15 protein-coding genes and 4 pseudogenes are annotated in these 26537 nt (G+C 56.6%); 11 read left to right on the top strand and 8 right to left on the bottom strand.

The genetic code is table 11. The features are described from left to right. Positions 1 to 254: 254 nt before the first annotated feature. Complete coding sequence (locus tag DXA70_RS01395) at positions 255 to 1364, bottom strand: aminoglycoside phosphotransferase family protein (RefSeq protein ID WP_199522841.1); 1110 nt, start codon at positions 1362 to 1364, stop codon at positions 255 to 257. A gap of 19 nt (positions 1365 to 1383) precedes the next feature. Continuing rightward, positions 1384 to 2250: an AraC family transcriptional regulator gene (locus DXA70_RS01390; protein WP_128117388.1), complete on the bottom strand. Its 867-nt coding sequence runs from the start codon at positions 2248 to 2250 to the stop codon at positions 1384 to 1386. A gap of 417 nt (positions 2251 to 2667) precedes the next feature. On the opposite strand from DXA70_RS01390, the gene DXA70_RS01385 reads away from it, so the two are divergent. The 11 genes and pseudogenes from DXA70_RS01385 to DXA70_RS01335 all read left to right on the top strand — a co-directional run bounded on the left by DXA70_RS01385 (position 2668) and on the right by DXA70_RS01335 (position 18172). Further along, entirely contained in the window at positions 2668 to 4038 is a 1371-nt protein-coding gene (locus DXA70_RS01385) for a carbohydrate ABC transporter substrate-binding protein (protein ID WP_128117387.1), read from the top strand. 86 nt (positions 4039 to 4124) lie between these two features. Beyond that, positions 4125 to 5008: pseudogene (locus DXA70_RS01380) on the top strand (sugar ABC transporter permease). Positions 5009 to 5020: 12 nt separating this feature from the next. Continuing rightward, positions 5021 to 5917 (top strand): carbohydrate ABC transporter permease, encoded by an 897-nt coding sequence (locus DXA70_RS01375; protein WP_097780001.1) that lies wholly within the window; start codon positions 5021 to 5023, stop codon positions 5915 to 5917. Positions 5918 to 5928: 11 nt separating this feature from the next. Continuing rightward, positions 5929 to 6117, top strand: coding sequence for a hypothetical protein (locus DXA70_RS01370; protein WP_005926920.1), 189 nt, complete (start codon positions 5929 to 5931; stop codon positions 6115 to 6117). 38 nt (positions 6118 to 6155) lie between these two features. Then, positions 6156 to 8315, top strand: a complete 2160-nt coding sequence (gene gnpA / locus DXA70_RS01365; protein ID WP_128117386.1) for a 1,3-beta-galactosyl-N-acetylhexosamine phosphorylase — start codon at positions 6156 to 6158, stop codon at positions 8313 to 8315. A gap of 35 nt (positions 8316 to 8350) precedes the next feature. After that, positions 8351 to 8563, top strand: a pseudogene (locus DXA70_RS01360) (zinc ribbon domain-containing protein); the annotation flags it as partial. Positions 8564 to 8863: 300 nt separating this feature from the next. Then, positions 8864 to 10648 carry an extracellular solute-binding protein gene (locus tag DXA70_RS01355; RefSeq protein WP_128117385.1) on the top strand — a complete coding sequence of 595 codons (1785 nt, stop codon included), beginning with the start codon at positions 8864 to 8866 and terminating at the stop codon, positions 10646 to 10648. Positions 10649 to 10673: 25 nt separating this feature from the next. Further along, positions 10674 to 12935: an ATP-binding protein gene (locus tag DXA70_RS01350; RefSeq protein ID WP_128117384.1), complete on the top strand. Its 2262-nt coding sequence runs from the start codon at positions 10674 to 10676 to the stop codon at positions 12933 to 12935. A 64-nt stretch (positions 12936 to 12999) separates the two neighbouring features. Beyond that, positions 13000 to 14721, top strand: coding sequence for a diguanylate cyclase (locus DXA70_RS01345; protein ID WP_128117383.1), 1722 nt, complete (start codon positions 13000 to 13002; stop codon positions 14719 to 14721). 54 nt (positions 14722 to 14775) lie between these two features. Further along, on the top strand, positions 14776 to 15603 hold the full coding sequence (locus DXA70_RS01340; RefSeq protein WP_128117382.1) for a transporter substrate-binding domain-containing protein: 828 nt from the start codon (positions 14776 to 14778) through the stop codon (positions 15601 to 15603). A 61-nt stretch (positions 15604 to 15664) separates the two neighbouring features. Continuing rightward, positions 15665 to 18172: a response regulator gene (locus DXA70_RS01335; protein WP_243000942.1), complete on the top strand. Its 2508-nt coding sequence runs from the start codon at positions 15665 to 15667 to the stop codon at positions 18170 to 18172. 114 nt (positions 18173 to 18286) lie between these two features. Here DXA70_RS01335 and DXA70_RS15200 read toward each other — a convergent pair. The 6 genes and pseudogenes from DXA70_RS15200 to DXA70_RS01310 all read right to left on the bottom strand — a co-directional run. Further along, positions 18287 to 19842 (bottom strand): annotated as a pseudogene (locus DXA70_RS15200) (response regulator); the annotation flags it as partial. Between the two features lie 833 nt (positions 19843 to 20675). Further along, positions 20676 to 21233 (bottom strand): hypothetical protein, encoded by a 558-nt coding sequence (locus DXA70_RS15195; RefSeq protein WP_347553452.1) that lies wholly within the window; start codon positions 21231 to 21233, stop codon positions 20676 to 20678. Positions 21234 to 21249: 16 nt separating this feature from the next. After that, positions 21250 to 23103: an ABC transporter substrate-binding protein gene (locus tag DXA70_RS01325; protein ID WP_128117380.1), complete on the bottom strand. Its 1854-nt coding sequence runs from the start codon at positions 23101 to 23103 to the stop codon at positions 21250 to 21252. 36 nt (positions 23104 to 23139) lie between these two features. Next, positions 23140 to 23487 carry an Hpt domain-containing protein gene (locus DXA70_RS01320; RefSeq protein ID WP_128117379.1) on the bottom strand — a complete coding sequence of 116 codons (348 nt, stop codon included), beginning with the start codon at positions 23485 to 23487 and terminating at the stop codon, positions 23140 to 23142. 558 nt (positions 23488 to 24045) lie between these two features. Next, positions 24046 to 25263, bottom strand: a complete 1218-nt coding sequence (nspC, locus tag DXA70_RS01315) for a carboxynorspermidine decarboxylase (RefSeq protein WP_128117378.1) — start codon at positions 25261 to 25263, stop codon at positions 24046 to 24048. Further along, a pseudogene (locus DXA70_RS01310) lies at positions 25263 to 26520 on the bottom strand (saccharopine dehydrogenase family protein). The gene nspC and the pseudogene DXA70_RS01310 overlap by 1 nt, the downstream one beginning before the upstream one ends. Positions 26521 to 26537: the final 17 nt, after the last annotated feature.

Genomic DNA, 26537 nt, shown 5'->3' with positions numbered 1-26537 from the left:
GACTTATAGGAGGCTGCTTGAGCTGTTTTTTCTATTTACAGCTACAATGATAGCCATTGGGGGATTGTGATTGGTCAGGGCTGAAAAGGGCTTTCATAATTTGCTGCAGCGCATCATGTCCTCGACGCTCCCAGCGTCCTCAAAGGACGATTTGATGGGTGTGTAGGGATAAGCTGTAAAAAGAAGCATGGACGCCCCCCGAAAAGGAGAGCGTCCATGCTTCTTGCTGTATCCGAATGGAGGAGATTGCGAAATCAGTGATTGTCCGGGCAGACGATTTCCAGCATCTGATCGAAAACCTCTTCCATCTGCCGCACCAGTGTGAACTGGGTGCGGGCGCGGTCGAGGTTGTGATCCGGGCGAGCAATATGGAAATAATGGTCGCCCTCCAGATAGTCAGTCAGAAAACGGATGCCGCATTCCAGCGTCATGAGCCTTGCACCCCATGCAAGGCTCTTTTTTTCTGCCATGCTCATGGATGCCCCGGCAGTGGAGAGATACCCTTTGGCGAACACTTCGTACAGATGCAGGTCAAAATGGACTTTGCTCTGGTCAGATTCGTCCTCAGCGCAGTCGTTGGCACCGGTGCGGATGGAATCGCCGAAGTCGTAGGCCGAAAGTCCCGGCATCACGGTGTCGAGGTCAATGACACAGATGCCTTTTCCGGTAGCGGCATCGATGAGGACATTGTTGATCTTGGTGTCATTGTGGGTGACGCGCAGAGGAATTTCGCCAGCTGCCAGCTGATCCAGCAGGACATGGCAGTCTTTCTCCCGCGCATGGATAAATTCGATTTCCGACGGGATATTTTTTGCCCGGCCCAGTGCATCGGCGGCGAGGGCTTTTTCAAAATTGGCATAGCGGTTGGGCGTGTCGTGGAAGCGGGCGATGGTTTCGTGGAGGGTGGAGGCTGGGTAATCCGCCAGCTGGTTCTGGAACTTGCCCAGCGTCTCGGCCACGGTGCGGAAGTCGGCTTCGCTGCCGACCCGCTGCAAACAGATGGTATCTTCTACAAAGTCATAGGCACGCCATGCACCGCCATCGGCATCCAGATAGCAGCTGTCGCCGGTCAGGGTGGGGATGACGTTCAACGTTTCCCGTATGGGGTCGCCGCCCTCGGCAAGAATTTTCGCCCGCAGATGCCGGGTCACGCCGCAGACATTCTCCATCAGGCCCACCGGGTCGGTAAAGGTATCTGTGTTGATGCGCTGCAAAATAAAGCGTTTGGAATGATCTTCCCGCCAGACCACAAAGGTGTCGTTGATATGCCCCTCACCATAGTGGTGAGCATCGCAGAGCACAGGCCCGCCAAAATCAAAGGCATTTGCAGCAGACTGGAGCAGAGAAAGGGTAACGGATTTCATCATAAATTCCTCGTTTTCGTTATACTTCATGCCGTTTTGACGGGGCAGGGCGTTGTCCCTGCCGCACCTGACGGCGGTATTCATTGGGGGTCAAGCCTTCCGCCTTGCGGAAGCATTGGGAAAAATAGCTGGGAGAGGAAAAGCCCATCAACTCGCTGATCTGCGCCAGACTGTAACCGGTGTTGCCCAGCATATACTTGCTTTCCTCAATGCGGCGGCGGTTCAGATAGGTGATGGGAGAGATGCCATACTCTTTTTGGAAGGTATGGGCCAGATAGTATTTGTTGATGTGGGCGATTTCGGCAAGGGTATCCAGCGAGATATCTTCCCGGTAGTTGCTGTCCAGATACCGCTTGATCTCCACACACTCCCGGCTGTCGGAGCGGGGCGTTTCTTCCACCTGCAAAGAAAGCGTGGTACACCGCACCAGCCAGATGAGCAACACTTCCAGCAGATCCTGACAGACCGTTTCGCAGCCGTCCAGACTGCGGTCTGCTTCGGCCAGCAACATGTGCAGCAGCGTCACCATCCGCTCCCGATTTTCCCGGCAGTTGAAGATGGCGTAGGAAGAATCTGATTTTCCAAATAAGATCTCGATGCCAGCAACGCCCAGCACAACGTATTCCAGCGGTGAAGCATTCAGGCTCAACTCGGTATGCTCTACCTGTGGGTTGACGATGACCATATCATCCGGCTTGACCGGATAAAGCTGACCGCTCAAATAAAACTGACCTTCTCCGCTCAGGCAGTAGAACAGCTCGGTGCAGGAATGGGTGTGGGCAGTGCTGTTCCAATCGCCGCCAAATTTGCTTTTGCTGATGTACAGCAGCCGGAAGGATTCCCGTGGAGCGGGAGCATGGCGGATATCAAATCGCTCGGTACTCATAAATGGCTCCTTTTGAGGCAAAACGCAAAAACTATAAAAATAAAAGCAAGATACTAAAAATACAAGCCTAAAAACGATGCGCTGCTTCGTGCGTTTTTTCTCATTATAGAGGCAATGAAGAAAAAATGCAAGCCCTGATTTTTGGATAGGATCAATACTTTTGCCTTTGATAGAGTGCAAAAATATGTCAAACTGGTTACAAGCGGGGAGAATGTACCAAAATCACAGTACAAATTTTATTGCTTTTGCTGAAAGAAATTTCTGAAAAGCAATATTTCTAAAAAACGAAACAACAAAGACCTTGTTGCAAACCGTGAAAACCTCTATATTGGAACCAGAAAAAACCACAGCCCCTTCGGACGAAGCCTGTTTGCCCCGGCTGTGTTTTGAACGGAATTTTATGATGGAGGATACACTATGAAACGCATTTCTCGTCGCAATTTTCTGAAAGTGGCTGGCGTGGGTGCCGCTGCACTGGGCCTGGCCGCCTGCGGTGGTGCTGCCAGCTCCACCGCATCCAGCGCGGCATCTTCTGCCGCTGCTTCTTCCGCAGTGGCTGCGGACGTCACCATCAAGGTCGCTGCCATCGAGACCGGCTATGGCGCTGAGATGTGGAAGAAGGTCACCGAGGCCTTTACCGCCCAGACCGGCATCAAGGTGGACCTGACCACCGACAAAAAGCTGGAGGACGTCATCGGCCCCTCCATGCAGGGCGGCGACTACCCCGACGTGGTCCATCTGGCCACCGGCCGTGAAGCTGCCCTGACCGAGCAGTTTATCAAGGGCAACCTGATCGCCGACATCACCGATGTGCTGAGCATGACCGTGCCCGGCGAGAGCAAGAAGGTGAGCGAGAAGATCGCCGGCGGCTTTACCGACACCTCCCTGACCAACCCCTACGGCGACGGCAAGACCTATCTGGCCCCCATGTTCTACAGCCCCTGCGGCCTGTTCTACAATGCCGGTTTCCTGAAAGAAAAGGGCTGGGATGTGCCTACTACTTGGGACGAGATGTGGGCATTGGGTGATAAAGCTGCTGCCGAGGGCACCTATCTGTTCACCTACCCCACCACCGGCTACTTCGACGCTTTCTTCTACGCACTGATGTACGCCGCAGGCGGCCCCGACTTCTTCAACAAGGCTACCCACTACGAAGAAGGCATCTGGGACACCCCCGAAGCAAAGACCTGCTTTGATATCGTGGCAAAGCTGGCTTCCTACACCAACCCCATCACCCCCGCACAGGCCAACGATCAGGACTTTACCCAGAACCAGCAGCTGGTGCTGGACAACAAGGCCCTGTTTATGCCCAACGGCACCTGGATCGTGGGCGAGATGGCCGAAGCACCCCGTGCAGACGGCTTTGAGTGGGGCATGACCGCTCTGCCCGCTGTCAAGGCCGGCGGCGACAGCTACAGCTACACCTGGTTCGAGCAGGCATGGATCCCGGCGGGTGCTGAGCATCTGGATGCAGCCAAGCAGTTCGTGGCGTACCTGTATAGTGACGAAGCCTGCAAGCTGTTCGCCGAGAGCGGTGCGATCCAGCCTGTGCTGGGCATCGCCGACAGTCTGGAAGGCGACAACAAGATGTTCTACTCCATCTACGACAACGGCGCAAAGGCCGCCATGGGCAACTTTGCAGCTTTCAGCGCCATCCCCGGCGTGGAAGTGCGCACCGTGTTCTTCGACCCTGTCAACTCTCTGGTGTCCGGCAGCATGACCGAGCAGCAGTGGATCGACGGCATCAAGTCCGCCAGCGACCAGATGCGCGCCAACATCATCGAGTAATTAAGCCCTGCCCAGCGGGGGCGGTTTTTACCGCCTCCGCTTTTTGGGCTGTACAGTACCATCAAGAAAGGAGCGGTCAATCCCCTATGAGAACGGATAAAAGCCGCAAACGGTTCGTATTCCTCTGTGTGGCACCGGCTACCATCCTGTTTTTCCTCTTTATGATCCTGCCCACCCTTAACGTGTTCCGCATGAGTTGTATGAGCGGGGTGCCTATTCTCCCAACGAGACCTTTGTGGGGCTTAAAAACTTCCAGCATCTGCTGCGGGACGCCCAGTTCATCCGCTCCATGCAGAATATGATCCTGCTGGTGGTAACGGTCACCCTGATCACCTTCGCCTTTGCACTGGTATTTGCCGCCATCCTCACCCGGGAGAAGATCAAAGGCCAGAACTTTTTCCGCATCATCTTCTACATCCCCAACATCCTGTCGGTGGTCGTCATCTCCGGCATCTTCTCTGCCATCTATAAGCCGGAAAACGGCATGCTGAACAGCATCATCGGCCTGTTCCGCAACATGAGCGACCCCATCCTGTGGAAAGGCGAAAAACTGGTCATCCCCTCCATCATCATTGCCATGGTGTGGCAGGCCATCGGCTACTACATGGTCATGTATATGGCCTCCATGTCTGCCGTGCCCATCAGCCTGTACGAGAGCGCCAATCTGGACGGTGCCGGGCGGCTGACCCAGTTCTTCCAGATCACCATCCCCCTCATCTGGACGAATATCCGCACCACCCTCACCTTCTTTATCATCTCCACCATCAACATGGCCTTCCTCTTCGTCAAGGCCATGACCAGCGGCGGGCCCAACGGCGCATCGGATGTGGCGCTGAGCTATATGTACAGCCAGAAAGACGCTGGCCTGTATGGTTACAGTATGGCCATCGGCGTGGTAATCTTCCTGTTCTCGTTTGCCCTGTCCGCCTGTGTCAACAAGGTCACCAACCGCGATACGCTGGAATTTTAAGGAGGGAAGAAGATGCAGAATACCACCGAAAAATCTTCCCGCTCTGCGGAAGGTCTGTACAAGTTTTTCATCTATTTTGTGCTGGTTCTGCTGGCCGTTACCATCATCGTGCCGGTGGCATGGGTGTTCATGGCCTCCATCAAGCAGAACGCCGAGTTCTACGGCAACCCCTGGGCACTGCCCGCCGGGTTCTACTGGCAGAATTTCGTCAACGCATGGAACGGCGCGAAAATGGGCGAATATATGCTCAACTCGGTCATCGTCACCGCGCTGGCGCTGGCACTGCTGCTGGTCGTTGCCCTGCCCGCCGCCTACTGCCTGTCCCGCTTCCACTTCAAGGGGCGCAAGGTACTGAACACCCTGTTCATGGCGGGCCTGTTCATCAACGTGAACTACATCGTGGTGCCCATCTTTTTGATGCTGCGGGACAGCGATGTGTGGCTGAAAGGCCATTTCGGCAGCGGCTTTCTGCTGAACAATCTGGTGGTGCTGGCGGTGGTATACGCCGCCACCGCGCTGCCCTTTACCATCTACCTGCTGTCGGGCTACTTTGCCACCCTGCCCCACGATTTTGAGGAGGCCGCCTATATCGACGGTGCAAGCTATTTTTCCACCATGACCCGCATCATCTTTCCCATGGCAAAGCCCTCCATCATCACCATCATCCTGTTCAACTTCCTGTCCTTCTGGAACGAGTATATCATCTCCATGACTCTGATGAGCTCCACCAAGGCACCTCGCACCCTGCCGGTCGGTCTTTTGAACCTGATGCAGGCGCAGCAGAGCGCCGCCCAGTACGGTACCATGTACGCAGGCCTTGTGCTGGTAATGCTGCCCACCCTGATTTTGTACATCTGCGTGCAGCGGCAGCTGACGCAGGGCATGACCGTGGGCGGCCTGAAAGGTTAAGGTGACAGACGATGAAAGCATATTGGAAAAACCATCCCGCCCTGCGCATGATCCTGATGCTGGTGCTGTTCGTACTGGCACTGGTGCTGGTGGTGTCCGGCTGGAAAATGACCGGGCAGCTGGCAGGGCTTGGCATCATGCTGGTGGGCGTAGCGCTGCTGCTGGCTGTGCTGGCGCTGTATAACGCCGCCTACGATTGACCCCCTACGATTCAAAGAGAGGTAAAGGAGAGTTTCCCATGGACGAATTGAGAAAGACCGGGCGCGTGACCATTCCCACAGACCTGGACGTTGTGCCCGAAACGCTGGAGATCTTAAAAAAGTGGGGTGCTGATGCCATCCGCGACTGCGACGGCACCGACTTCCCGCAGCAGCTCAAGGATGCGGACGCCAAGATCTACTCCACCTACTATACCACCCGCAAGGACAACGCATGGGCAAAGGCAAACCCGGACGAGGTACAGCAGTGCTACATCATGACCGGCTTTTACACCGCCCCTGGCGACACCGTGACCATCCCGCTGATGAAGGGCATCAGCCCGGAGCTGATGCAGGTGAACACCAACGACGACATCACCCGCTGGTGGGAGGTCATGGATCGAACCACCGGTCAGCCCGTGCCGCCGGAGCAGTGGAGCTACGCCGACGGCAGTGTGACCGTACAGGCCGTACCGTTCCATGAGTATACCGTCAGTTTTCTGGCTTACCTCATCTGGGACCCGGTGCATATGTACAACGCTACCACCAACGGCTGGACGAATTTTGAGCACCAGATCACCTTTGACGTGCGTCAGCCCAAGACCCACAAGTATTCCATGGAGCGCCTGCGCAAGTTCATTGCAGAGCACCCCTATGTGAACGTCATCCGCTACACCACCTTCTTCCACCAGTTCACCCTGATCTTCGACGAGCTGAAGCGGGAGAAGTTCGTGGACTGGTATGGATACTCTGCTTCGGTCAGCCCTTATATCCTCAACCAGTTCGAGCAGGAAGTGGGCTACAAGTTCCGCCCGGAGTACATCATCGATCAGGGCTACTATAACAACCAGTACCGGGTGCCCAGCAAGGAATTCCGGGATTTTCAGGCTTTCCAGCGCCGTGAGGTGGCAAAGCTTGCCAAGGAGATGGTGGACATCACCCACGCGTGCGGGTGCGAAGCCATGATGTTCCTCGGCGACCACTGGATCGGCACCGAACCCTTTATGCCGGAGTTCAAGACCATCGGTCTGGATGCCGTGGTGGGCAGCGTGGGCAACGGCTCCACCCTGCGCCTGATCTCTGACATTGAGGGCGTGAAGTACACCGAGGGCCGTTTCCTGCCGTACTTCTTCCCCGACACTTTCCACGAGGGCGGCGACCCGGTACGGGAAGCCAAGGAGAACTGGGTCACCGCACGCCGCGCTATCCTGCGCAAGCCCATCGACCGCATCGGCTACGGCGGCTACCTGAAACTGGCCTTGCAGTTCCCGGAGTTCGTGGACTACGTGGAGAGCGTCTGCAACGAGTTCCGCGAACTGTATGAGAACATCAAGGACACCACACCCTACTGTGTCAAGCGAGTGGCCGTGCTGAACTGTTGGGGTAAAATGCGGGCTTGGGGCTGTCACATGGTGCATCACGCCCTCTATTACAAGCAGAACTATAGCTATGCCGGTGTCATTGAGATGCTGTCCGGTGCGCCCTTTGAGGTGAAGTTTATCAGCTTTGAGGATATCAAGAACGACCCACATCTGCTGGATTCGTTGGATGTCATTATCAATGTCGGCGATGCCGACACCGCACACACCGGCGGCATCTGGTGGGAAGACCCGGAGATCTCCTCCGCTATCCGCAAGTTCGTCTGGAACGGCGGCGGCTTTATCGGCGTGGGTGAGCCTTCCGGTCACCCGTATCAGGGCCACATTCTCCAGCTTGCCAGCGTGCTGGGCGTGGAGGAAGAAAACGGCTTCACCCTCAACTACGACAAGTACAACTGGGAAGAACACCCGGACCATTTCATTCTGCAGGATGCGGACCAGCCCATCGACTTTGGCGAGGGCAAAAAGAACATCTACGCGCTGGAAGGCACCGAGGTGCTGGTGCAGCGGAACAAGGAAGTGCAGATGGCGGCCCACGATTATGGCAAGGGCCGCGCCGTGTACATCAGCGGCGTGCCCTACAGCTTTGCCAACAGCCGCACCCTGTACCGGGCCATCCTGTGGAGCGCTCACAGCGAGGAGGAACTGCATACATGGTTCAGCTCCAATTATAATGTAGAAGTTCACGCCTACGTCAAGAACGGCAAGTACTGCGTGGTGAACAACACCTACGAGCCGCAGGATACCACCGTTTACACCACCGGCGGCAGCAGCTTTGCTCTGCATCTGGATGCCAACGAGATCAAGTGGTATGAGATCTAAGTTCTCCTTTTCATAAACGAACACAACGGGCGGCTCTGTTACCAGAGCTGCCCGTTGTGTTTGCTGTATCTGCCGATAACTCAATCTGTGTCAATCGAACGTTGCATAAGAACAAGCGTGCCCCTGCCTGTGGCAAGGCAGACGAGGAATATCTGCTGACCACTAAGCTGTTCTGCGGCAAGTGCGGTGCGCTGATGTTTGGCGAAAGCGGAACCAGTGCTACCGGACGCACCTACTATTATTATAAATTCATTTTCTTCTGTTTTACGCCGCGCCAGGGCTGACATGCCTCCAAACAGCTCAGATTTCCTCCCTATTTTTCATGCAAATTATTGCAAGAAATCCCCAATTAGCTTGAAACGCTTTTCACACGATGATAAAATAGTAACAATGCCTTTTATAGAAGAATCCGCACAAAATCAGTGTGGACAGGCCGCAAGCATGGGGATTCCTGTGGGGTGTGTAAGAATCACCAAAATCAAGGCAGCACTGCACCCCATTGGATTCATGCAGTATTGCCTCCGAAAATGTGAGGAAAGTATATTTATATGATGAAAAAGATCTCCCGCCGCTCCTTTTTGCAGGCTTGCGGCGTTGCAGCTGCCACGGCAGCGCTGACCGCCTGCGGCGGCAGTAAGGCTGAAAGCAAAACGGACGATGCGCACGAGGCCATCACCTTTATGGCACCTTATAAGGAGATAGAAGCCTTTATTGAGCAGGTGCACAGCGTTTACCCGGAAGTGAACGTTGAAGTCGTGCCCTACAGCGGCGATAACACCACCACCTGCCTGCAGAACATGTTTGCGGCAGGCGACCTGCCGGACGTCTGCACCTTGACCTACTACGACCCCCGGCTCGATTTGGTCTCCGACAAACTGCTGGACCTTTCCGGCTACGATTTTACGGATAACTATGTGGAGTCCCGTCTGCAGGACGTGTTCGACAACGGTGCCATCTACCTGCTGCCCTCGACCTACAACTGCTACGGCATCACCTACAACAAGACCCTGCTGAAGAAATACGGCTGGGAACTGCCCAATTCTTTCGCTGAACTGGAAGTGCTGGCTGCAAAAGCCAAGGAAGCCGGGGTCGATCTCTGCCTGCCGCAGATCCAGTATCCGGGCTACGGTTTCCAGTATCTGTGCAACATTGCAGATGCCGATTTCCTTGGCACACTGGACGGCAGACTGTGGCAGAAGGATTATCTTTCCGGCAAGGCAAACGTCAGCAACACCCCCGGCATGATGCAGGCAATGGCATACGTCCAGAAGTGGAAGGACATCGGGATGCTGAACGACTCCGGCGATGCTCTTGACGACAATGTGACCCGGCAGAGGATGGCCGAGGGCAACACCCTGTTTCTGATGGGCGGCACCAACGGCATCGTGGAGGCAGACGACAACGCCGATCAATTCGGCCTGATGCCGTATCTTTCCGAGGACGGCACCCAGAACGTTTTTGTGCTGAATGTGAACCGCTTCTATGGTCTGAACAAAAAGCTGAAACAGAGCCCCCAGAAGCTGGAAGACGCGCTCAAGGTGATGCGTGTGCTTTCCACCGTTGCAGGCACCAGCGCTCTGCAGCCCGCAACGGTGCTGAAAAGCAGCCTGCTGCCTTTCAAGGGTGCAAAAGCGGACGGCACCTACTATGCCGACATCGCCGATGCCCTGAATGCGGGCAACACCGCGCCCTTTATCTACTCCGGCTGGGAAAACACCGTCGTGACCACCGGCCTTAAAATGCTGGACTTTATCAAGGGCAACGCCACCATGGAGGATGTCATCCGTCAGCTGGACGAGGATCAGGACAGTGTGGTGAACAACACCCCGGATGTCATCACTACCGTTACGGAGGAGCTTTCGCAGCAGGACTGCGCCATGCTGGTGGGCCGCTGCTTTGCACAGGCTACCGGCAGCGACCTTGCGCTGGTCTCGCTGAGCACCTGGATCCCCGGCAACCCGCCCGAACAGAACCACCACGGCGTAGCCGCCAAGCTGTACGCCAAGGGCATTACGGATTACGACCTTTCGGTCATCCTGCCCACCGGCTGGAACCGCACCATCCAGACCGTTGCCCTGACCGGGCAGCAGATCAGCGAACTGCTGGCTTCTGGTTACGATGCCTACGGCAACGGCAAGGGCTATCCCTATGTGCTGGTAAGCCCAGTGCAGCCGGAGGCGGGCAAGACTTATCAGGTTGCCATCTGCGGTGTGAGCGACCAGCTGGCGGCAGAGGCAACCGTCACAGACAGCGGCGTGGTGGGCATGGATGCCGCAAAAACTTTCTTTGGCGCATACACCACCATCAGCCGGGCAGACACCGCATGGAGTTGAATCAAACGGACAGGAGATACTGGATGTGAACAACAAAATCTATAAAAAGCTGTTTGTGGGCTTCGGCTTTGTCATCATCGTGTTGCTCCTGAACCTTTTTGCCATGAGCCAGACCTACATCCAGAACCTTGTCTACCACGAGCGGCTGAGCCAGATGGAAGAGGTCACCCACCAGATGTTCCGCAGTCTGGAGGATGTGATCGACAACCACTGGAACGAGGTGGATGTACAATGCAATTATTTATACTACACCCCGCTGGAGACCGATACCGATCTCTACCGCTATCTGAAAAAGCTGTCGGAGCTTTCCAATTACCATGAAAAACAGGTCGAATTGATTGCCGTGGACTCTGCCGGACATTATTATACCGAGCATGGCCGCATGGGGCTGCTGCGGGGAATGACCTATCTGGAAAGCGCACCGCAGCGGGTCAGCTACGTTGCCAACTCGCTGACCGTGGATGATTCCCGGATGGTGTTCCTGAACCAGCTCTCCACCCCCATCACACTGCAAAGCGAGATCGGCGAGATCACCCTGCGCTACTTCGGCACCTCCCAGTGCATGACCCAGCTGAACGATTATTTCCGCTGCGACGCCTACGAAAATAACAACAGCGTCTATGTGCTGGACAACGATGGCTTCAAGCTGTTCAACGCCAATGATACCGAGCTGCTGAAGGGGCACAACGTATACACCGTGCTCTCCCAGATGTCCTATCTGCACGGTTCTTCCTTTGCAGCAGCAAAGGAGCGGTTTGCCCGCACAGGCTCCTGTTATTCCAACGCCGTGCTGGACGGGACCGAGTATTTCTACGCCCTGAAGCAGATGGAAAACGCCCAGTGGACGCTGGCGTTCCTTGTTCCGGCAGAATATGTGGCCGTGAATACGCAGAAGCTGGTCAGTCTCGTCACGGCCAGCATGATAGGCTTTGCCGTGGTGTTCTCGATCATGGCAGTTCTCGTTGGCTGGTTCCTCCTGCGGGAAAAGCAGCAGCGGGAGCTGCGGGCTGAAAAAGAGACGAACCTCCGTCTGGAGCAGTATAACATCCAGCTGACGCAGGCAAACGACGAGATGCGGCGGGCGCAGGATGCTGCCGCGGAGGCGCTGCAATCCGCCGAGCGTGCCAGCAAAGCCAAGACGGACTTCCTCTCCAATATGTCCCACGATATCCGCACCCCCATGAACGCCATCATCGGCATTACCACTCTGATGAAAAACGAGCTGCACCAGCCGGAAAAGCTTGCCGAGCATCTGGGCAAGCTGGAAAGCTCCGGCCAGCTGTTGCTGGGCATCATCAACAATATTCTGGATATGAGCCGCATCGAGAGCGGCAAGACCACCCTGAATGTGGAAAAGATGAATCTGCCCCAACAGATCAGCCAGCTGGACAGCATCATCCGCCAGCAGGCAGGCCAGAGCCGCCAGACCTTTACGGTAAACACCCATCTGCAGCACGAAAACGTGCTGGCCGACCCCAACCGCTTGAATCAGGTGCTGATGAACATCCTCTCCAACGCGGTCAAGTATACGCCCACCGGCGGACACATCCGATTTGAGGTGGAAGAGCTGCCCCGGAACGAGCACTACGCCCGATACCGCTTTGTGGTGCAGGATGACGGCATCGGTATGAGCGAGGACTACCAAAAGACCCTTTTTGACCCCTTTACCCGCGAGGAAAAGTCCGGCACCAACAAGGTGCAGGGCACCGGCCTTGGCATGGCCATCACCAAGAGCATCGTGGACCTGATGGGCGGCTCTATCAATGTGGAAAGCGCCACCGGCAAAGGCACCCGCTTTGAGGTGGTGCTGGAATTTCCCATTGACGCCGAGGCAGACCATGCGCAGCAGGTGCAGGCCCTGCCGGAGGAAGCGGAAGAAACTTCGCCCCTGTCCGGCATGAAGTTCCTCTGCGCCGAGGATAACGCCATCAACGCCGAAATTCTGGAAATGCTGCTGGAAACAAAAGGCGCAAGCTGCACCATCTGCCCCAACGGTCAGGAGATCGTGGACGCCTTTGCCAATGTCAAGCCCGGCGAGTATGACATGATCCTGATGGACGTGCAGATGCCGGTGATGGACGGCTTGGAGGCCACCCGCCGCATCCGCAATGGCGAAAACCCGCTGGGCCGGGTCATCCCCATCCTTGCCATGACGGCCAACGCTTTCCTTGAGGATATGCAAAAGAGCAAGGAAGCCGGCATGGATGCACATCTCTCCAAGCCCGTGGACATTGCAGCACTGGAACAGACGGTGAAACGCTTCCGCGTTACCCCCCCAATTAAATAGTGGAAAACCACGTTTCCGCAGATGAAACAGACATGATGTAAATGATGGAGAAGAAGGTCAGAACGTGAATACATTTTCCGAGATCGAGGAATATTACAAAGCGCGGGAACAGCAGCTGTTGAAAAAACTTCATCAACAGCAGGCCGCTCTTGCCGCGGCAAATCAAAAGCTGAAACAATTGACCGAAGATCAGAAAGTATCGGAGGACGAAACAGCCCGGCAGCGTGCCGCACGGGAGCAGCAGTTCAGAGACGAGCTTTATCGGGACCCGCTGACAGGAATTTACAACCGCCGCTATTACGAAGAGGTCGTCCGCAAAGCCATCGGCCCGGAGGGTGTCGCACTGCTGGATGTGGATGATTTCAAGATCTGCAACGATACTTATGGGCATTACGCCGGGGATATGGCGCTGAAAACGGCGGCAAAAGCCATTCAGTCCTGCATCCGGGAGTCGGATCTGCTCATCCGTTACGGAGGAGACGAGTTTCTGCTGGTCTTACCCGGCATTCCGGGAGATTTTTTGCAGACCAAACTGGAACAGATCCACACAGCCGCACAGATGGCATCTGTACCCGGCTATTCGCATTTCCGCATTTCGCTGAGCATCGGCGGAACGATACAGACCATTGCCGACCCTATGGAAAGTATCGTGCGCCGTGCAGATTGGCTGATGTATCAGGCAAAGTGCCGCAAGAATGCCGTCATGGTGGAGGTTCCGGGGCATGACCTGGCGGCTTTGGAAAAACTTTTGCAGAACAAGTCACAGATCTTACTTGTGGATGACTCCGCAATGAACCGCATGATGCTGACAGAGATCCTGGGGGGTAGTTACCATGTCCTGGAAGCAGAAAACGGACGGGAATGCATGGAAAAATTGCGGGCGGAGGCCGGGAACATCGCGCTGGTGTTGCTGGACATCAATATGCCCGTTATGGACGGATTTGAAGTGCTGAAAGCCATGAATGCCAACCACACCATCGAGGATACCCCGGTCATCATGATCTCCAGCGAGGACTCTGATGCGGCAATCCGGCGCTCCTATGAACTGGGCGCGAGTGATTATGTCAACCGCCCCTTTGATGCTCGTATCGTGTACCGCCGCGTGACCAACACCATCAAGCTGTATGCCAAGCAGCGGCGGCTGGTGCAGATGGTCTCTGACCAGATCCGCGCCCGTGAAAACAATACGGATATGCTGGTGGGTGTTCTGAGCCATATCGTAGAGTTCCGCAACGGCGAAAGCGGTGCCCATGTGCGGCACATCCGTATCATCACAGAAACGCTGCTCCACCGTCTGCTGGAGATCAGCAGCAGATACTCTATCACCGCGGAACAGCAGGATATGATCCCGCTGGCCTCCGCTTTGCATGACATCGGTAAGATCGGCATTGACGAAAAGATCCTCAATAAACCCGGCAGGCTGACCCCGGAGGAATTCAAGGTCATTCAGACCCACAGTATGCTGGGAGCCAAGATGCTGCACGATCTGGATGGTTTTGCCGAGCAGCCGCTGCTGCAAACGGCCTACGAGATCGCCCGCTGGCACCACGAACGCTGGGATGGGCGCGGCTACCCGGATGGGCTGAAAGGGGATGAAATTCCCATCAGCGCACAACTGGTCTCGCTGGCTGATGTGTACGACGCGCTGACCAGTGAACGCTGCTACAAAAAAGCCTTCTCCCACGAAAAAGCCGTACAGATGATCCTGAACGGCGAGTGCGGGGCGTTCAACCCGCTGCTGCTGCAATGCCTGACGGATGTGCAGGCTGACCTGAAAGAAGAATGAAAGCAATACAACTGAGCAGCGGACGCAATCAAAATAGGAGTATAAAAAGCCCGAATGAAACACAGAATCTCACGCCGTGCATTTCTGCACGGCTGCACGCTGCTGGCGGCATCTGCTGCCGTCGGCAGCCTGACTTCCTGCGGCGGAGCGAACGCGATGGAGAGCGGTCTTCCGCAGATCATTGTGGGGAGCGATACCTATCCGCCCTATATTTATCTGAACAATGACGGCATTCCCGCCGGGATCGATGTGGAGATCGCCACCGAGGCGTTCCGCCGCATGGGGTATGCTGCCCGGTTTGAAACGATCGACTGGGAGCAGAAAACAAATCTGGTGGAAAGCGGCGCCATCGACTGCATCTGGGGCTGCTTTTCCATGGATGGACGCGAAGAGGGATACCGCTGGGCGGGGCCTTACATGGTGAGCCGTCAGGTGGTTGCGGTGGATGCCGACAGCAGCATCCAGACACTCGGCGACCTTGCCGGGAAGACCATCGCCGTGCAGAGCACCGGCAAGCCGGAGGAGATCTTTCTCAGCGGCTCCGACCCGCGCATCCCGCAGACGGTGGAGGTGCTCAGCATCGAAAACCGCAGTGTGCAGTACGCAATGCTGACCTGCGGCTATGTGGACGGCATCGCCGCCCACGAGACAGGCATCCTGCAATATAGAAAGGACAATGCCGTAGACTTCCGCATTTTGGAGGAACCGCTGCTGGTCACCGGGCTGGGCATCGCCTTTGCCAAGAACGACACCCGCGGGCTGGACAGCCAGCTGACCGATACCCTTGCGCAGATGCGCGCGGATGGCACGCTGGAGCGGATCGTTGGCCGATACCTTGAACATGCTTCGCAGTATCTGGAGGTGGACACCATTGGCGCGTAAAAACAGAAACACCCCGGATAAAAGGATATGGACAGCCTATCTGATCATCGGCGTGCTTTTTATGGTCGGCATCGTTTTTTTCTCGAGTTGGCGGGCACTGCGCGCAACGGAGGAACGTTTCTGCCAGACCCTTGATTTTGTCAAATCCCAGTCCACCAGCTTTGAAAAGTACAACGATACCATCACGGCAAAGGCACTCCGCCGCACGGCGGTATCGGTGCATCAGCTGGCACAGGACCCCGCACTCGACCTTTCCGACCCGCAGTGCCTGAACAGGCAGGCAGAAAAGCTCTGGCTCACCGGCATTTCGGTTCTGGGACCGGATGGCACGCTCCGGTGCGAGTCCACGACCAACGGCATCGGCTATGACCGGTTTGGCGACCAGCTGAAAAATGACGCTGTTCTGGACGGTTTCTCTTACCCGCGAAAGACCTATGTGAAGCGCATCCTGCTGGAAGATGGCTCTGTTGTGGATGTTGCGGCGCACCGGGCAGAAAGTACAGAGCTGCTCCTGCTTGCCTACCGGTACACCCCGGCGGAATTTGTGGAGGAAACGGCCTTGTCCATCCAGAGCGTACTGGATGGCTACCCGGCAGAAACCAGCGGCACATTATTCATCGTACAGAACAATCAGGTCATTGCCTCCAACCGCCCGGAGCTGATCGGGCAGGATGTTGCGGACAGTCCGCTGGTGCAGGGGATCCGCAAAGCCGGGACCGCCGAAACGCTGACCCATACCCACGATTGGAACGGCTCCGGCTGCTATTTTGGAATGTACTGCCATGGAAGATCCTTTGATCTCTATGCGTATACGGATGAAAAATCGGTCTTCCATGAATCGCTTCCGTTGATCCTGACGGCGCTGGTCGGTTACATTCTGCTTGTAATGATCCTTTGGGTGCTGCGCAGACGCTCCGTGCAGGAGATGGAGCAGCAGAAGAAAGAACAGGAGAAAAAGTATCAGGCTCAGCTGGAGGAACAGAACCGCAAACTGGAGATCGCGCTCCAGCACGAGGGGGCGGCAAACCGTGCCAAGCGGGAGTTCCTGTTCAATATGAGCCACGATATCCGCACCCCCATGAACGCCATCATTGGCTTCACCTCGCTGGCTGCGACCCATATCGACAATAAGGAACAGGTGCTGGACTACCTGAAAAAGATCTCCACCTCCAGCCAGCACCTGCTTTCCCTCATCAATGATGTGCTGGATATGAGCCGCATCGAGAGCGGAAAAGTAAAGATCGAAGAAAAAGCGGTGCACTTGCCGGACCTCGTCCACGATGTGCGTTCCATCATTCAACCCAATGTTTCGGCAAAACGGCTGTCGCTTTTCATCGATACCATGGATGTGGAGAACGAGGACATCATCACCGACCCGCTGCGGCTGAACCAGATCTTGCTGAACATTTTGTCCAACGCCATCAAGTTCACTCCCACAGGCGGTATGATCAGCATTCGCATTGCCCAGAAGAACGGTGCGCCCAAAGGCCGTGGCTGCTATGAGTTCCGCATCAAAGACAACGGCATCGGCATGAGCGAAGAGTTCCAGAAGCACATCTTTGAGGCGTTCAGCCGGGAAGAAACCTCCACCGTCAGCGGCATTCAGGGCACCGGCCTGGGCATGTCCATCACCAAGAACATTGTGGACTTGATGGGCGGCACCATCGCCATTGAGAGCGAACCGGGCAAGGGCAGCGAATTCATCGTAGACCTCTGCTTCGCCCTCAGCGGACAAAAGGTGGAGCCCAAGCAGATCCCGCAGCTGGAAGGGCTGCGCGCGTTGGTGGCAGACGACGATACCGACACCTGCCTGAGCGTCAGCACCATGCTTTCCAAGATCGGGATGCGGCCGGAGTGGACGATCTCCGGCAAGGAAGCGGTGATCCGCACCCGGTACGCCCTGGAGCAGGGCGACGAGTTCAGTGTCTACATCATCGACTGGCTGATCCCCGATATGAACGGCATCGAGGTCGTGCGGCAGATCCGCAAGGTGATCGGGAAAAGCTGCCCCATCATCATCCTGACGGCCTACGACTGGGCAGATATTGAGGTGGAGGCAAAGGCTGCCGGAGTGACCGCTTTCTGCGAAAAGCCGCTGTTCCTTTCCGAACTGCGCAGAGTGCTGGCAGAACCGTTCGGTGCAGAGCCTGCCCCCGAACCATCGCAGCCAGATGCCGCCGATCTCAAGGGAAAGAAACTTTTGCTGGTGGAGGACAACGCGCTGAACCGTGAGCTTGCCCAGGAGATCCTGAAAGAAGCAGGCTTTGCGGTGGACACTGCCGAGGATGGTGAGATCGCCGTCCAGAAGATGAGGCAGGCGGCCCCCGGGCAGTACGACCTGATCTTAATGGACATCCAGATGCCCAAGATGGACGGTTACGAGGCGACACGGCAGATCCGTGCCCTGCCGGACGCTGCAAAGGCAGGAATTCCCATCTTTGCAATGACGGCAAATGCCTTTGAGGAAGACCGTCAGAATGCTTTGAAGGCCGGGATGGACGGCCACATTGCAAAGCCGCTGGATATTCCGCACCTGCTGCACGTCCTTGCAGAGGTACTGAGATCCTGACGGCCACCGGCCAACAAAAGCAAAAACACCCGCGGCAAACTTCGCAGAGGTTCTTGACCTCCGAATGCGAATTGCCGCGGGTGCTTTATTTTTGATGCCTGACAGGCATTTGGTTCACAGGATCTTGTGCAGCTCCTGCACCAGGTCGCCGATCACGATGGGTTTGGACAAAAAACCGTTCATGCCGCTTTCCATGGCGCGGCGGCGGTCCTCATCGAACGCGTTGGCGGTCATGGCAAGGATCGGGACCCCGGCCAGAGCAGGGTTTTCCAGCGCGCGGATCTGCCGGGTGGCGGTATAGCCGTCCATGACCGGCATCTGCACATCCATCAGCACCAGATCATAGCTGCCCGGCGCGGCGGTGCTTACTTTTTCCACCGCTACGGCACCGTTTTCCGCCGTATCGACCCGGAAGCCATACTCCCGTAAAATTTCCTGCGCGATCTCGCGGTTCAGCTCGTTGTCCTCCACCAGCAGGATGTGCCTGCCCTTGAAGTCGGCATCTTTTTGGGGCAGAAGCTCCTGCGCCGCATCCGTCTGTTTCTGGCCGAGGGCACTCATCAGGGTCTCGCGCAGGTCGGATAGGAACATGGGCTTGGAACAGAAAGCGGTCACACCGGCAGCCTTTGCCTCCACCTCAATATCGGACCAGTCATAGGCCGTCAGAATGATGATGGGCGTATCGTCGTGCAGGCTGCGGATCTGGCGGGTGACCTCGATGCCGTTCATATCCGGCAGCCGCCAGTCAATGATATAGGCGTGGTAGACATCGCTCATCTCGATGGACTGCCGCGCGCGCAGCACCGCTTCCTTGCCGGAAAGGGTCCACTCCGCGCGCATGCCCACCTTGACCAGCATCTTTGTCACGCTGTCGCAGGTGTTGAAATCGTCGTCCACCACCAGAGCTTTCAGGCCCTCCAGCTCGGTGATCTTTTCCACCGGGCGGTGCTCCGCCTGTACCCGCAGCGGCACGCGAACGATAAACTCGCTGCCCTTGCCCTGCGCTGTCTGCACCTCGATGGTGCCGCCCATCATATCCACGATGTTTTTGGTGATGGCCATGCCAAGGCCGGTGCCTTGGATCCGGCTGACCGTGGAGGTGCGCTCCCGCTCGAACGGCTCAAAGATCCTTTTGGCAAATTCCGGGCTCATGCCGATGCCGTTGTCCTTGATGCGGAACTCGTACTGCCCGCAGCCGCGCGCCTGCCCGGCAAGCTGGCGCACCCGCACCGAGACCGTGCCGCCCGCCGGGGTGAACTTGATGGCGTTGGACAGCAGGTTCAGCAGGATCTGGTTCAGCCGGGTCTTGTCGCAGTAGACATCCTCGTCGGTCACATCCATCGCGTCCATATAAAGCTCCAGCTGCTTTGCGTGGATCTGCCCGCTGACGATGGTTTTCAGGTCGTGCAGCACATCCGAAAGGTTGACTTCCACTTCTTCCAGATGGATCTTTCCGCTTTCGATGCGGCTCATATCCAGCACATCGTTGATGAGGGAGAGCAGATGGTTGCTGGATGCAAGGGTCTTGGTCAGATAGTCCTTTACCCGGTCCTTATCGTCGATATTGCTGATCGCCAGCGTGGTAAAACCGATGATGGCGTTCATGGGGGTGCGGATGTCGTGGGACATATTGGAAAGGAAAGTGCTCTTGGCGCGGTTGCAGTCTCGGCGGCAGCAACGGCATCCGAAAGCGCCTGAGTTACCTGCCTGTCGGCGGTGCGGTCGGACATGACAAGGATGTGTTTGGTTCTGCCCTCCACCTCGCTGCCCATGGCAACGATGTGGAACCAGCGCGGCTCCCCGGTTTCCAGATGCACATACTCATCATCCCATTCGCGCTGCTGCCTGCTGAGAAGTCCTTCCAGATAGTTTTTATCGCGATCCGGGGAGTCCTTCGGGTGCAACGCTGCCAGAACACGAGCATCCTGCCGGACTTCTTTCCACGGGATGCCCAGCAGACGGCCAATGTTCGGGCTGACGTAATCCACCTTGGCGGTCTCTGCGTCCAACATCAGGAAAACGTCGTCCACGTTCAGCGAGAGTTTTTGGAACAGCACGTCCCGGTACCGGATCTCGGTGTCCTTCCGGCGCAAAGTAGCATGGCTTCTGCGCGCGAGCAACAGGATGACCAGCACCGCAAAGCCAAGGACGATGCCCGCAACGATCTGTATCGTATAGAACCACAGCTTATCCAGACTGGCGTTGACGATGCTGACCGGGACAAGCCCCACCATCGTCCAGCTCTGGACCGCCGTGCCCTCGTAGACCAGATAATAGCTGGTATCGCCCAGCGTTACCTTCATGTTTCCGCTGCTGCCCTGTGCAAAGGCATTGGACAGATCCAGGATCTGCGCCTCGGAAAGGTCGGAATGGTCGCGCAGCATCGCAATGAAGTTGTAGATCGTTTCCTTACGGTTTACGGAGTTGTCGATCACCACCCGCCCATCCGGGTAGATGACATAGTTGCTGGCATTGCCCTCAAAGGCAGAGTTGTCCAGTAATCTCAGCACCGCGTCATTATAATAAGAGATGGCAATGGCATCGTAGGCAAAGCCCGGTAGCTGCCCTGCGTTTCGGGACAGATGAAAGCCAGCATCTGGGGCTTGCCGGGCAGCGCCGCATTCATAACGATATCCGCGCCCTTGGAGAGCTTTTCGTCCAGATTTGTCTGTAAGCCAAGGTAGCCGGTCTCCCCGGTCACCGTCATATAGTTGCCGTCGTAGGTAAGAAAGTAAAAGCCGACAAATCCGGTCGACTGCTGCGCTTTCTCGATATACGCCTGGATCTCTGCCTCATCCGAGGTGCTTGCCAGAAAGCCGTTGTACAGATGCAGATAGGTCAGGTTTTTGCGCACCATCTCCTTCAGCATATTATTGGATTTATGCAGCACTTCTTCCAGATGTGTGGTGCTTTCCTGATAGATGGTCTGCGATACAAACAAGATGTACCGGGTGCCGAAACCGACTGCCAGCAAAACCAGAAGAAGGGTTACGGCAGCGGTAGGCAGCCACTTTTGCCAGGGATGGCAGTTCCGTTTGGGTTTACGCTTTTCGTCTGCCATTCCGCTCACCTCAACGTTATGTAGTTTCCGGCTCTGCAAGCGCTGCGCCGCCGCCGGAAACGTACTCAGTCCATGTGCTCTTTACCTGCTGATCTCCGCCCGTGAACGCGCCGCTTTTGTCTGCAAGCAGCGGTGTCATCTGCTTTGCCGTTGCCAAGCAGGTCACGGTAACGGTGTCGTCGTCCCGCAGCGGCTGCCCGTTCCGGGTGATGCCGGTCAGGGTATAGCTGCCGCTTGCCTCTTTTACCTCCACGGCAATCCCGCTGACCACCGGCAGAGAACCGCGGTTGAAGGGCACAAAGCCGCCCTCCCAGCCTTCCACAAAGGCGCGGACGGTCTCTTTCAGCTCCGCGCCGGTCATGGTGCGCTGGCGGGACATCAGACCGTTGGGCATGATCATGGAAGCGGCCATTTTCTTATTATAATCTGCCTGCAGCACACTGCCGGTAAAGCTGTTTGCAGTGGCAAGCAGCACATCCGTGCCGTAAACGCCCCGCAGCGTGTTTGCCATAACAGAGAAAGCGGCATTGCCGCCGTTTGCGTGGAACACGTTGGAATAGCTCTTCCCGGAGGTCAGCACGATCTCGTCATCGGCAGGCGTTTCTTCGGCAAGAAGCCGGGTGTTGAATGCCCGATACGCCTGTTTTGCCGTGTACTCGCCCGCGATCATTTTGGAGACAACGTCCTTGGAGACGGCAAAGAAATCGTTGGATGCGATGCGGATATACATGTGGTTTTCTTCCACCACATCGCGCACGTCTTTCATGTACTCGGTCATGCGCAGGGGGACGTTCTGGCTGTAGCTCAGCAGGTCCTGTCCATCGGAGATAATGCGGCTCTGTGCCTCCTCGGAGAGCATGACGTTCAGCACTTTCATGGCTTTTTCGCGGCGCGCGGTATCCTGCTCCAGATCACGGTTCAACGCAACTTGGAAATAGGGGGTGGTCATGATCCACTTTTCGCCGTTCTGGCTGAAGAAGGGCAAAAAGGTCGTGTCGATGCCCTCGTCCTGAAACATCTTGACCCCGGCAGAGCTGCCAAAGTACATGGCCACCTCCCCGTTCCGGAACAGATCCATCACGGCATCGTAAGTCTGTGCAAGGTCGTCTGCTGTGAGGTGCGTATCCTGAATGAACTGTTCCATCCGCTCAAACGCCCCCGGCCACACGGTGTCGTCCAGACCCACCCGCGCGGTGTTGGCGGGGTCGCTGTAGGCAGTGCGCCACTTGCGCCCCGCCGTGGTAGTAAGCTCGGCGGCGGAAAGCCCCTGCAGCGTTTCCATGCAGGTGTAATCGTAGGCATAATCGGCGGTAAAGCCGCGGATGCCTGCTTTTTCAAACGCCTGACAGGCCGAAACGAAGCTCTCGTAATCGGTGGGCAGAGGAATATCGTACTGCTCAAAAAGGCTGCGGTTGACCACAAAGCCGTGGGCGTCGGCGCAGACCGGCAGCCAGTTCACGCTGCCATCCTCGTTTTTGAAGCTGTTGAGGTAGGTGTTGTACACAGCACCCGCCTCGTTGGTCATGGCAAGGTTCATCAGGCTGTCTTTCAAGGGAGCCGCATCGTGCAGCGAGAAGCGGCAGCAGGTGATGATATCCGGCAGACCGCCGTTCTCCTGCAAAAATTTGTAAAAATCCAGATCGTTGTTGCCGACGATGAACTCAATGTTCACGTCCGGCAGCTGGGACTGGACATAAGGCGCATAGGTTTCGTACAGGCTGGTGCTCCACAGATACACTTGGATGGTCTGGGCATCCTCCTGCTCCTGTACCTGTTCTGCGGTTTTTGTGCCGCATCCGGCCAGCAGGGAGACCGCCATCACCAGTGCCGCAAGCACCGAAACAAGGCGGCGCAATGTTTTTGTTTTCATCGATTCCTTCTCCTGATACCTCTTGGGCAGCCTGCGTTACTGCACCGCGCGGATCGCGTCGATCGTGATGTTGTACTGTTCTGTCACACGGTCAAACCATTCCTTGGAGCCTTCCAGTGTGCCCGCGCGCAGCACCTCGGTCAGCTCATAAGCAGGCTGATAGAGATTGGTAAAACCAAGGTTTTGGCATACACCTTTGAGCGTGTGTGCCGCGCGGAATGCTTCCTCTACATTTTCTTTCTTGAGAGCGTCCTCCAGCTTTGGATAACTGTCATCGTCCAAAAACATCCGGGCAAATTTACGGATCATGCTCTCACTGTACAACCGCTTGAGCACATCCTCATAATCAGCCCCCATTTTCTGATAACATTCCTGAATCGTCATAACCACTTGTTCCACCTTTCTTTGTTTTTCACGTCACAAAAGGATCGTTCACACTCGCTGCGTTTCGCTCGTTCCAGAGTTTTTCATTTCTTCAATTCCTCTCCGCCCCGGACGGTCTCATCCCGGTTTCATTTTCATTCTGCTGATTTCAGGAATGTCACCGCAAGTTCATTCTCGTTCTGCTGCCAGCAGCTTTTTCCGAATATATACCATTATATAGCACAATTGTAACATTATTGAGGAAGCGTTTCAAGAGATTTTGCCTGTTACGCGGATATATTAGCAATGAAGCTTTCTGAATGCAACAGCAACAACGTTGAATTGCATATCGCAAATATGCTGTTTGAATGTTGCACGGATCTCTTGACTTGCGATAATAGGAATCAAATGTATGGGAAGCGGCGGTCGGCAAGGCGTGTTGGCCTTTTCTTATTATAAAGTGTCTCAGGTGATTTGTACACACGGAAAGTGTGGCGCTTGGCAAACCTTTCTATCAATAAAAAGCACTGCTTCGTTCCCGGAAAGGAACCGAAGCAGTGCTTTTGTGCTGTGTAAGGGTCAGCGGCAGCTGCCGAGCCGCTGCTTGAAATCGCCGTAGCCGAAATGAGCCAGCTGCCGGAGGGTGCCATCTTCCTGCAGGGCCCAGATGTCCGGCAGGGGCATCCCGTTGAACGTGTTGTTCTTGCAGGTGGTGTAGATGGCCATGTCACCAAAGAGCAGCTTGTCACCCTCCGTGAGGGGGGCATCAAAGCTGTAATCGCCGATGACATCGCCTGCCAGGCAGGTGGGGCCGCCCAGCCGGATGGTACAGGGCTTTTCGCCGGGTTCGCCTGCGTCCATCAGAGGCGGGCGGTATGGCATTTCAATGACGTCCGGCGTGTGGCAGGCGGCGGACATGTCCAGGATGGCAAGGGACGTCTCGCCATTCCGCGAAGTGTCCAGCACGGTGGTGAGGAGATATCCTGCATTGAGGGCCCAGGCCTCGCCGGGCTCCAGATAGACCTGCAAGCCGTATTTGCGCTGTGTCTCGGTGATGCAGCGCTCCAGCGTGGAGAGGTCGTAGCCGGGGCGGGTGATGTGGTGCCCGCCGCCGAAGTTGACCCATTTCATTTGGGGAAGCAGGTCGCCGAACGCTTTTTCCACGGCGGGCAGGGTGGCAGCCAGGGCATCAGCGTCCTGCTCGCAGAGGGTGTGGAAGTGCAGGCCGTCCAGCAGGGCGGCGAGGCCGGGCTGCTGGGCCACGGCGGCATCCCACTGGGCACGGGTGGTGCCCAGGCGGCTGCCCGGCGCGCAGGGGTCGTAAATTTCGTGGCCCTCCTGAGTGGAGCACTCCGGGTTGATCCGCAGGCCGACGCTCTTACCCGCGGCCTTGGCGGCCGGGCCGAATTTTGCCAGCTGGCGGGGAGAGTTGAAGACGATGTGGTCTGCATATTGGAGCAGCTCATCAAACTCATTGGCTCGGTAGGCGGCGCAGAAAACATGGTTTTCTTTTTCCGGAAGCTCCTCTTTGCCCAGGCGGCTCTCGTACAGGCCGCTGGCTTCGGTGCCCGCCAGATAGGGGGCCAGAACGGGGTAGCAGCCGAAATTGGAGAACGCTTTCTGCGCCAGCAGGATCTTGCATCCCGTCCGCTGCTGGACGCCCCGCAGAATTTCGCCGTTGCGGCGGAGCCGGGCCTCATCCAGCAGGTAGCAGGGGGTGGGCAGGGCAGCCAGCAGGGCATCCAGCTCTTTGCCGTGCAGGCCCGCAAAGGGCGGGCGGGGATCGGTGCAGCGCATCAGTCCACCAGAGCCGGGGCGTGGCTCTCGGAGCGGGGCAGGCCGTACTTGTCCAGTGCATCCAGATAGGGGTCCGGATCAAACTCTTCCACGGTGTGGACGCCCTTGGTGGTCCACTTGCCGGTCAGTAGCATGAGGGCACCGCACATGGCGGGCACACCGGTGGTGTAGCTGATGGCCTGGCTGCCCACCTCTTTGTAGCACTCCTGATGGTCACAGACATTGTAGATGTAATAGGTCTTCTCCTTGCCGTCCTTTTTGCCGGTAAAGATGCAGCCGATGTTGGTCTTGCCCTTGGTGCGGGGACCCAGGCTGGCGGGGTCGGGCAGGAGGGCCTTGAGGAACTGGATGGGCACGATCTCCTGGCCATTGAACTGGATGGGGGTGGTGGAGAGCATCCCCACATCTTCCAGGCAGCGCATGTGGTCGAGGTAGCTCTGGCCAAAGGTCATGAAGAAGCGGATCCGCTTTGCCTCCGGGATGTTCTTGGCCAGAGACTCGATCTCCTCGTGGTGGAGCAGATACATGTCTTTCTCGCCCACCTGGTCAAAGTTGTACTCCCGCTTGATGCTCATGGCCGGGATCTCCACCCAGTGGCCGTTCTCCCAGTAGCTGCCGGGGGCGGAGACCTCCCGCAGGTTGATCTCCGGGTTGAAGTTGGTGGCAAAAGCGTAGCCGTGGTCGCCGCCGTTGCAGTCCAGAATATCAATGGTGTCGATGGTGTCGAACTCGTGCTTCTTGGCATAGGCGCAGTAAGCCTGGGTCACGCCCGGGTCAAAGCCGCTGCCCAGCAGGGCGGTGAGGCCTGCCTCCTCAAACTTTTTGGCATAGGCCCACTGCCAGCTGTAATCGAAGTAGGCGGAGAAGCCTGCCTCCTTGCAGCGCTTCTCATAAATGGCGCGCCAGGCGGGGTCGTCGGTGTTTTCAGGCTCATAGTTGGCGGTGTCCATGTAGTTGACGCCGCAGGCCAGGCAGGCATCCATGATGGTCAGGTCCTGGTAGGGCAGGGCGATGTTCATGACCAGATCGGCTGGTAGGCTTGATGAGGGCGATCACTTCCTCGGTCTTGTCCGCATCCACCTGTGCCGTGGTGATCTTGGTGGTGGTTTTGGGCGCCAGCTCTGCCGCCAGCTTATCGCACTTGGATTTGGTCCGGCTGGCGATGCAGATCTCGGTAAAGACTTCCGGCACCTGGCAGCACTTGTGGATGGCGACGGAAGCAACACCGCCGCAGCCGATGATGAGGACTTTGCTCATGGTACGATTCTCCTTTG

Source organism: Faecalibacterium sp. OF04-11AC (assembly GCF_003460645.1).
GTDB lineage: Bacteria > Bacillota > Clostridia > Oscillospirales > Ruminococcaceae > Faecalibacterium > Faecalibacterium prausnitzii_I.
The sequence above is the reverse complement of the archived record's forward strand: the minus strand, read 5'-3'. Positions and strand labels throughout refer to the sequence as shown.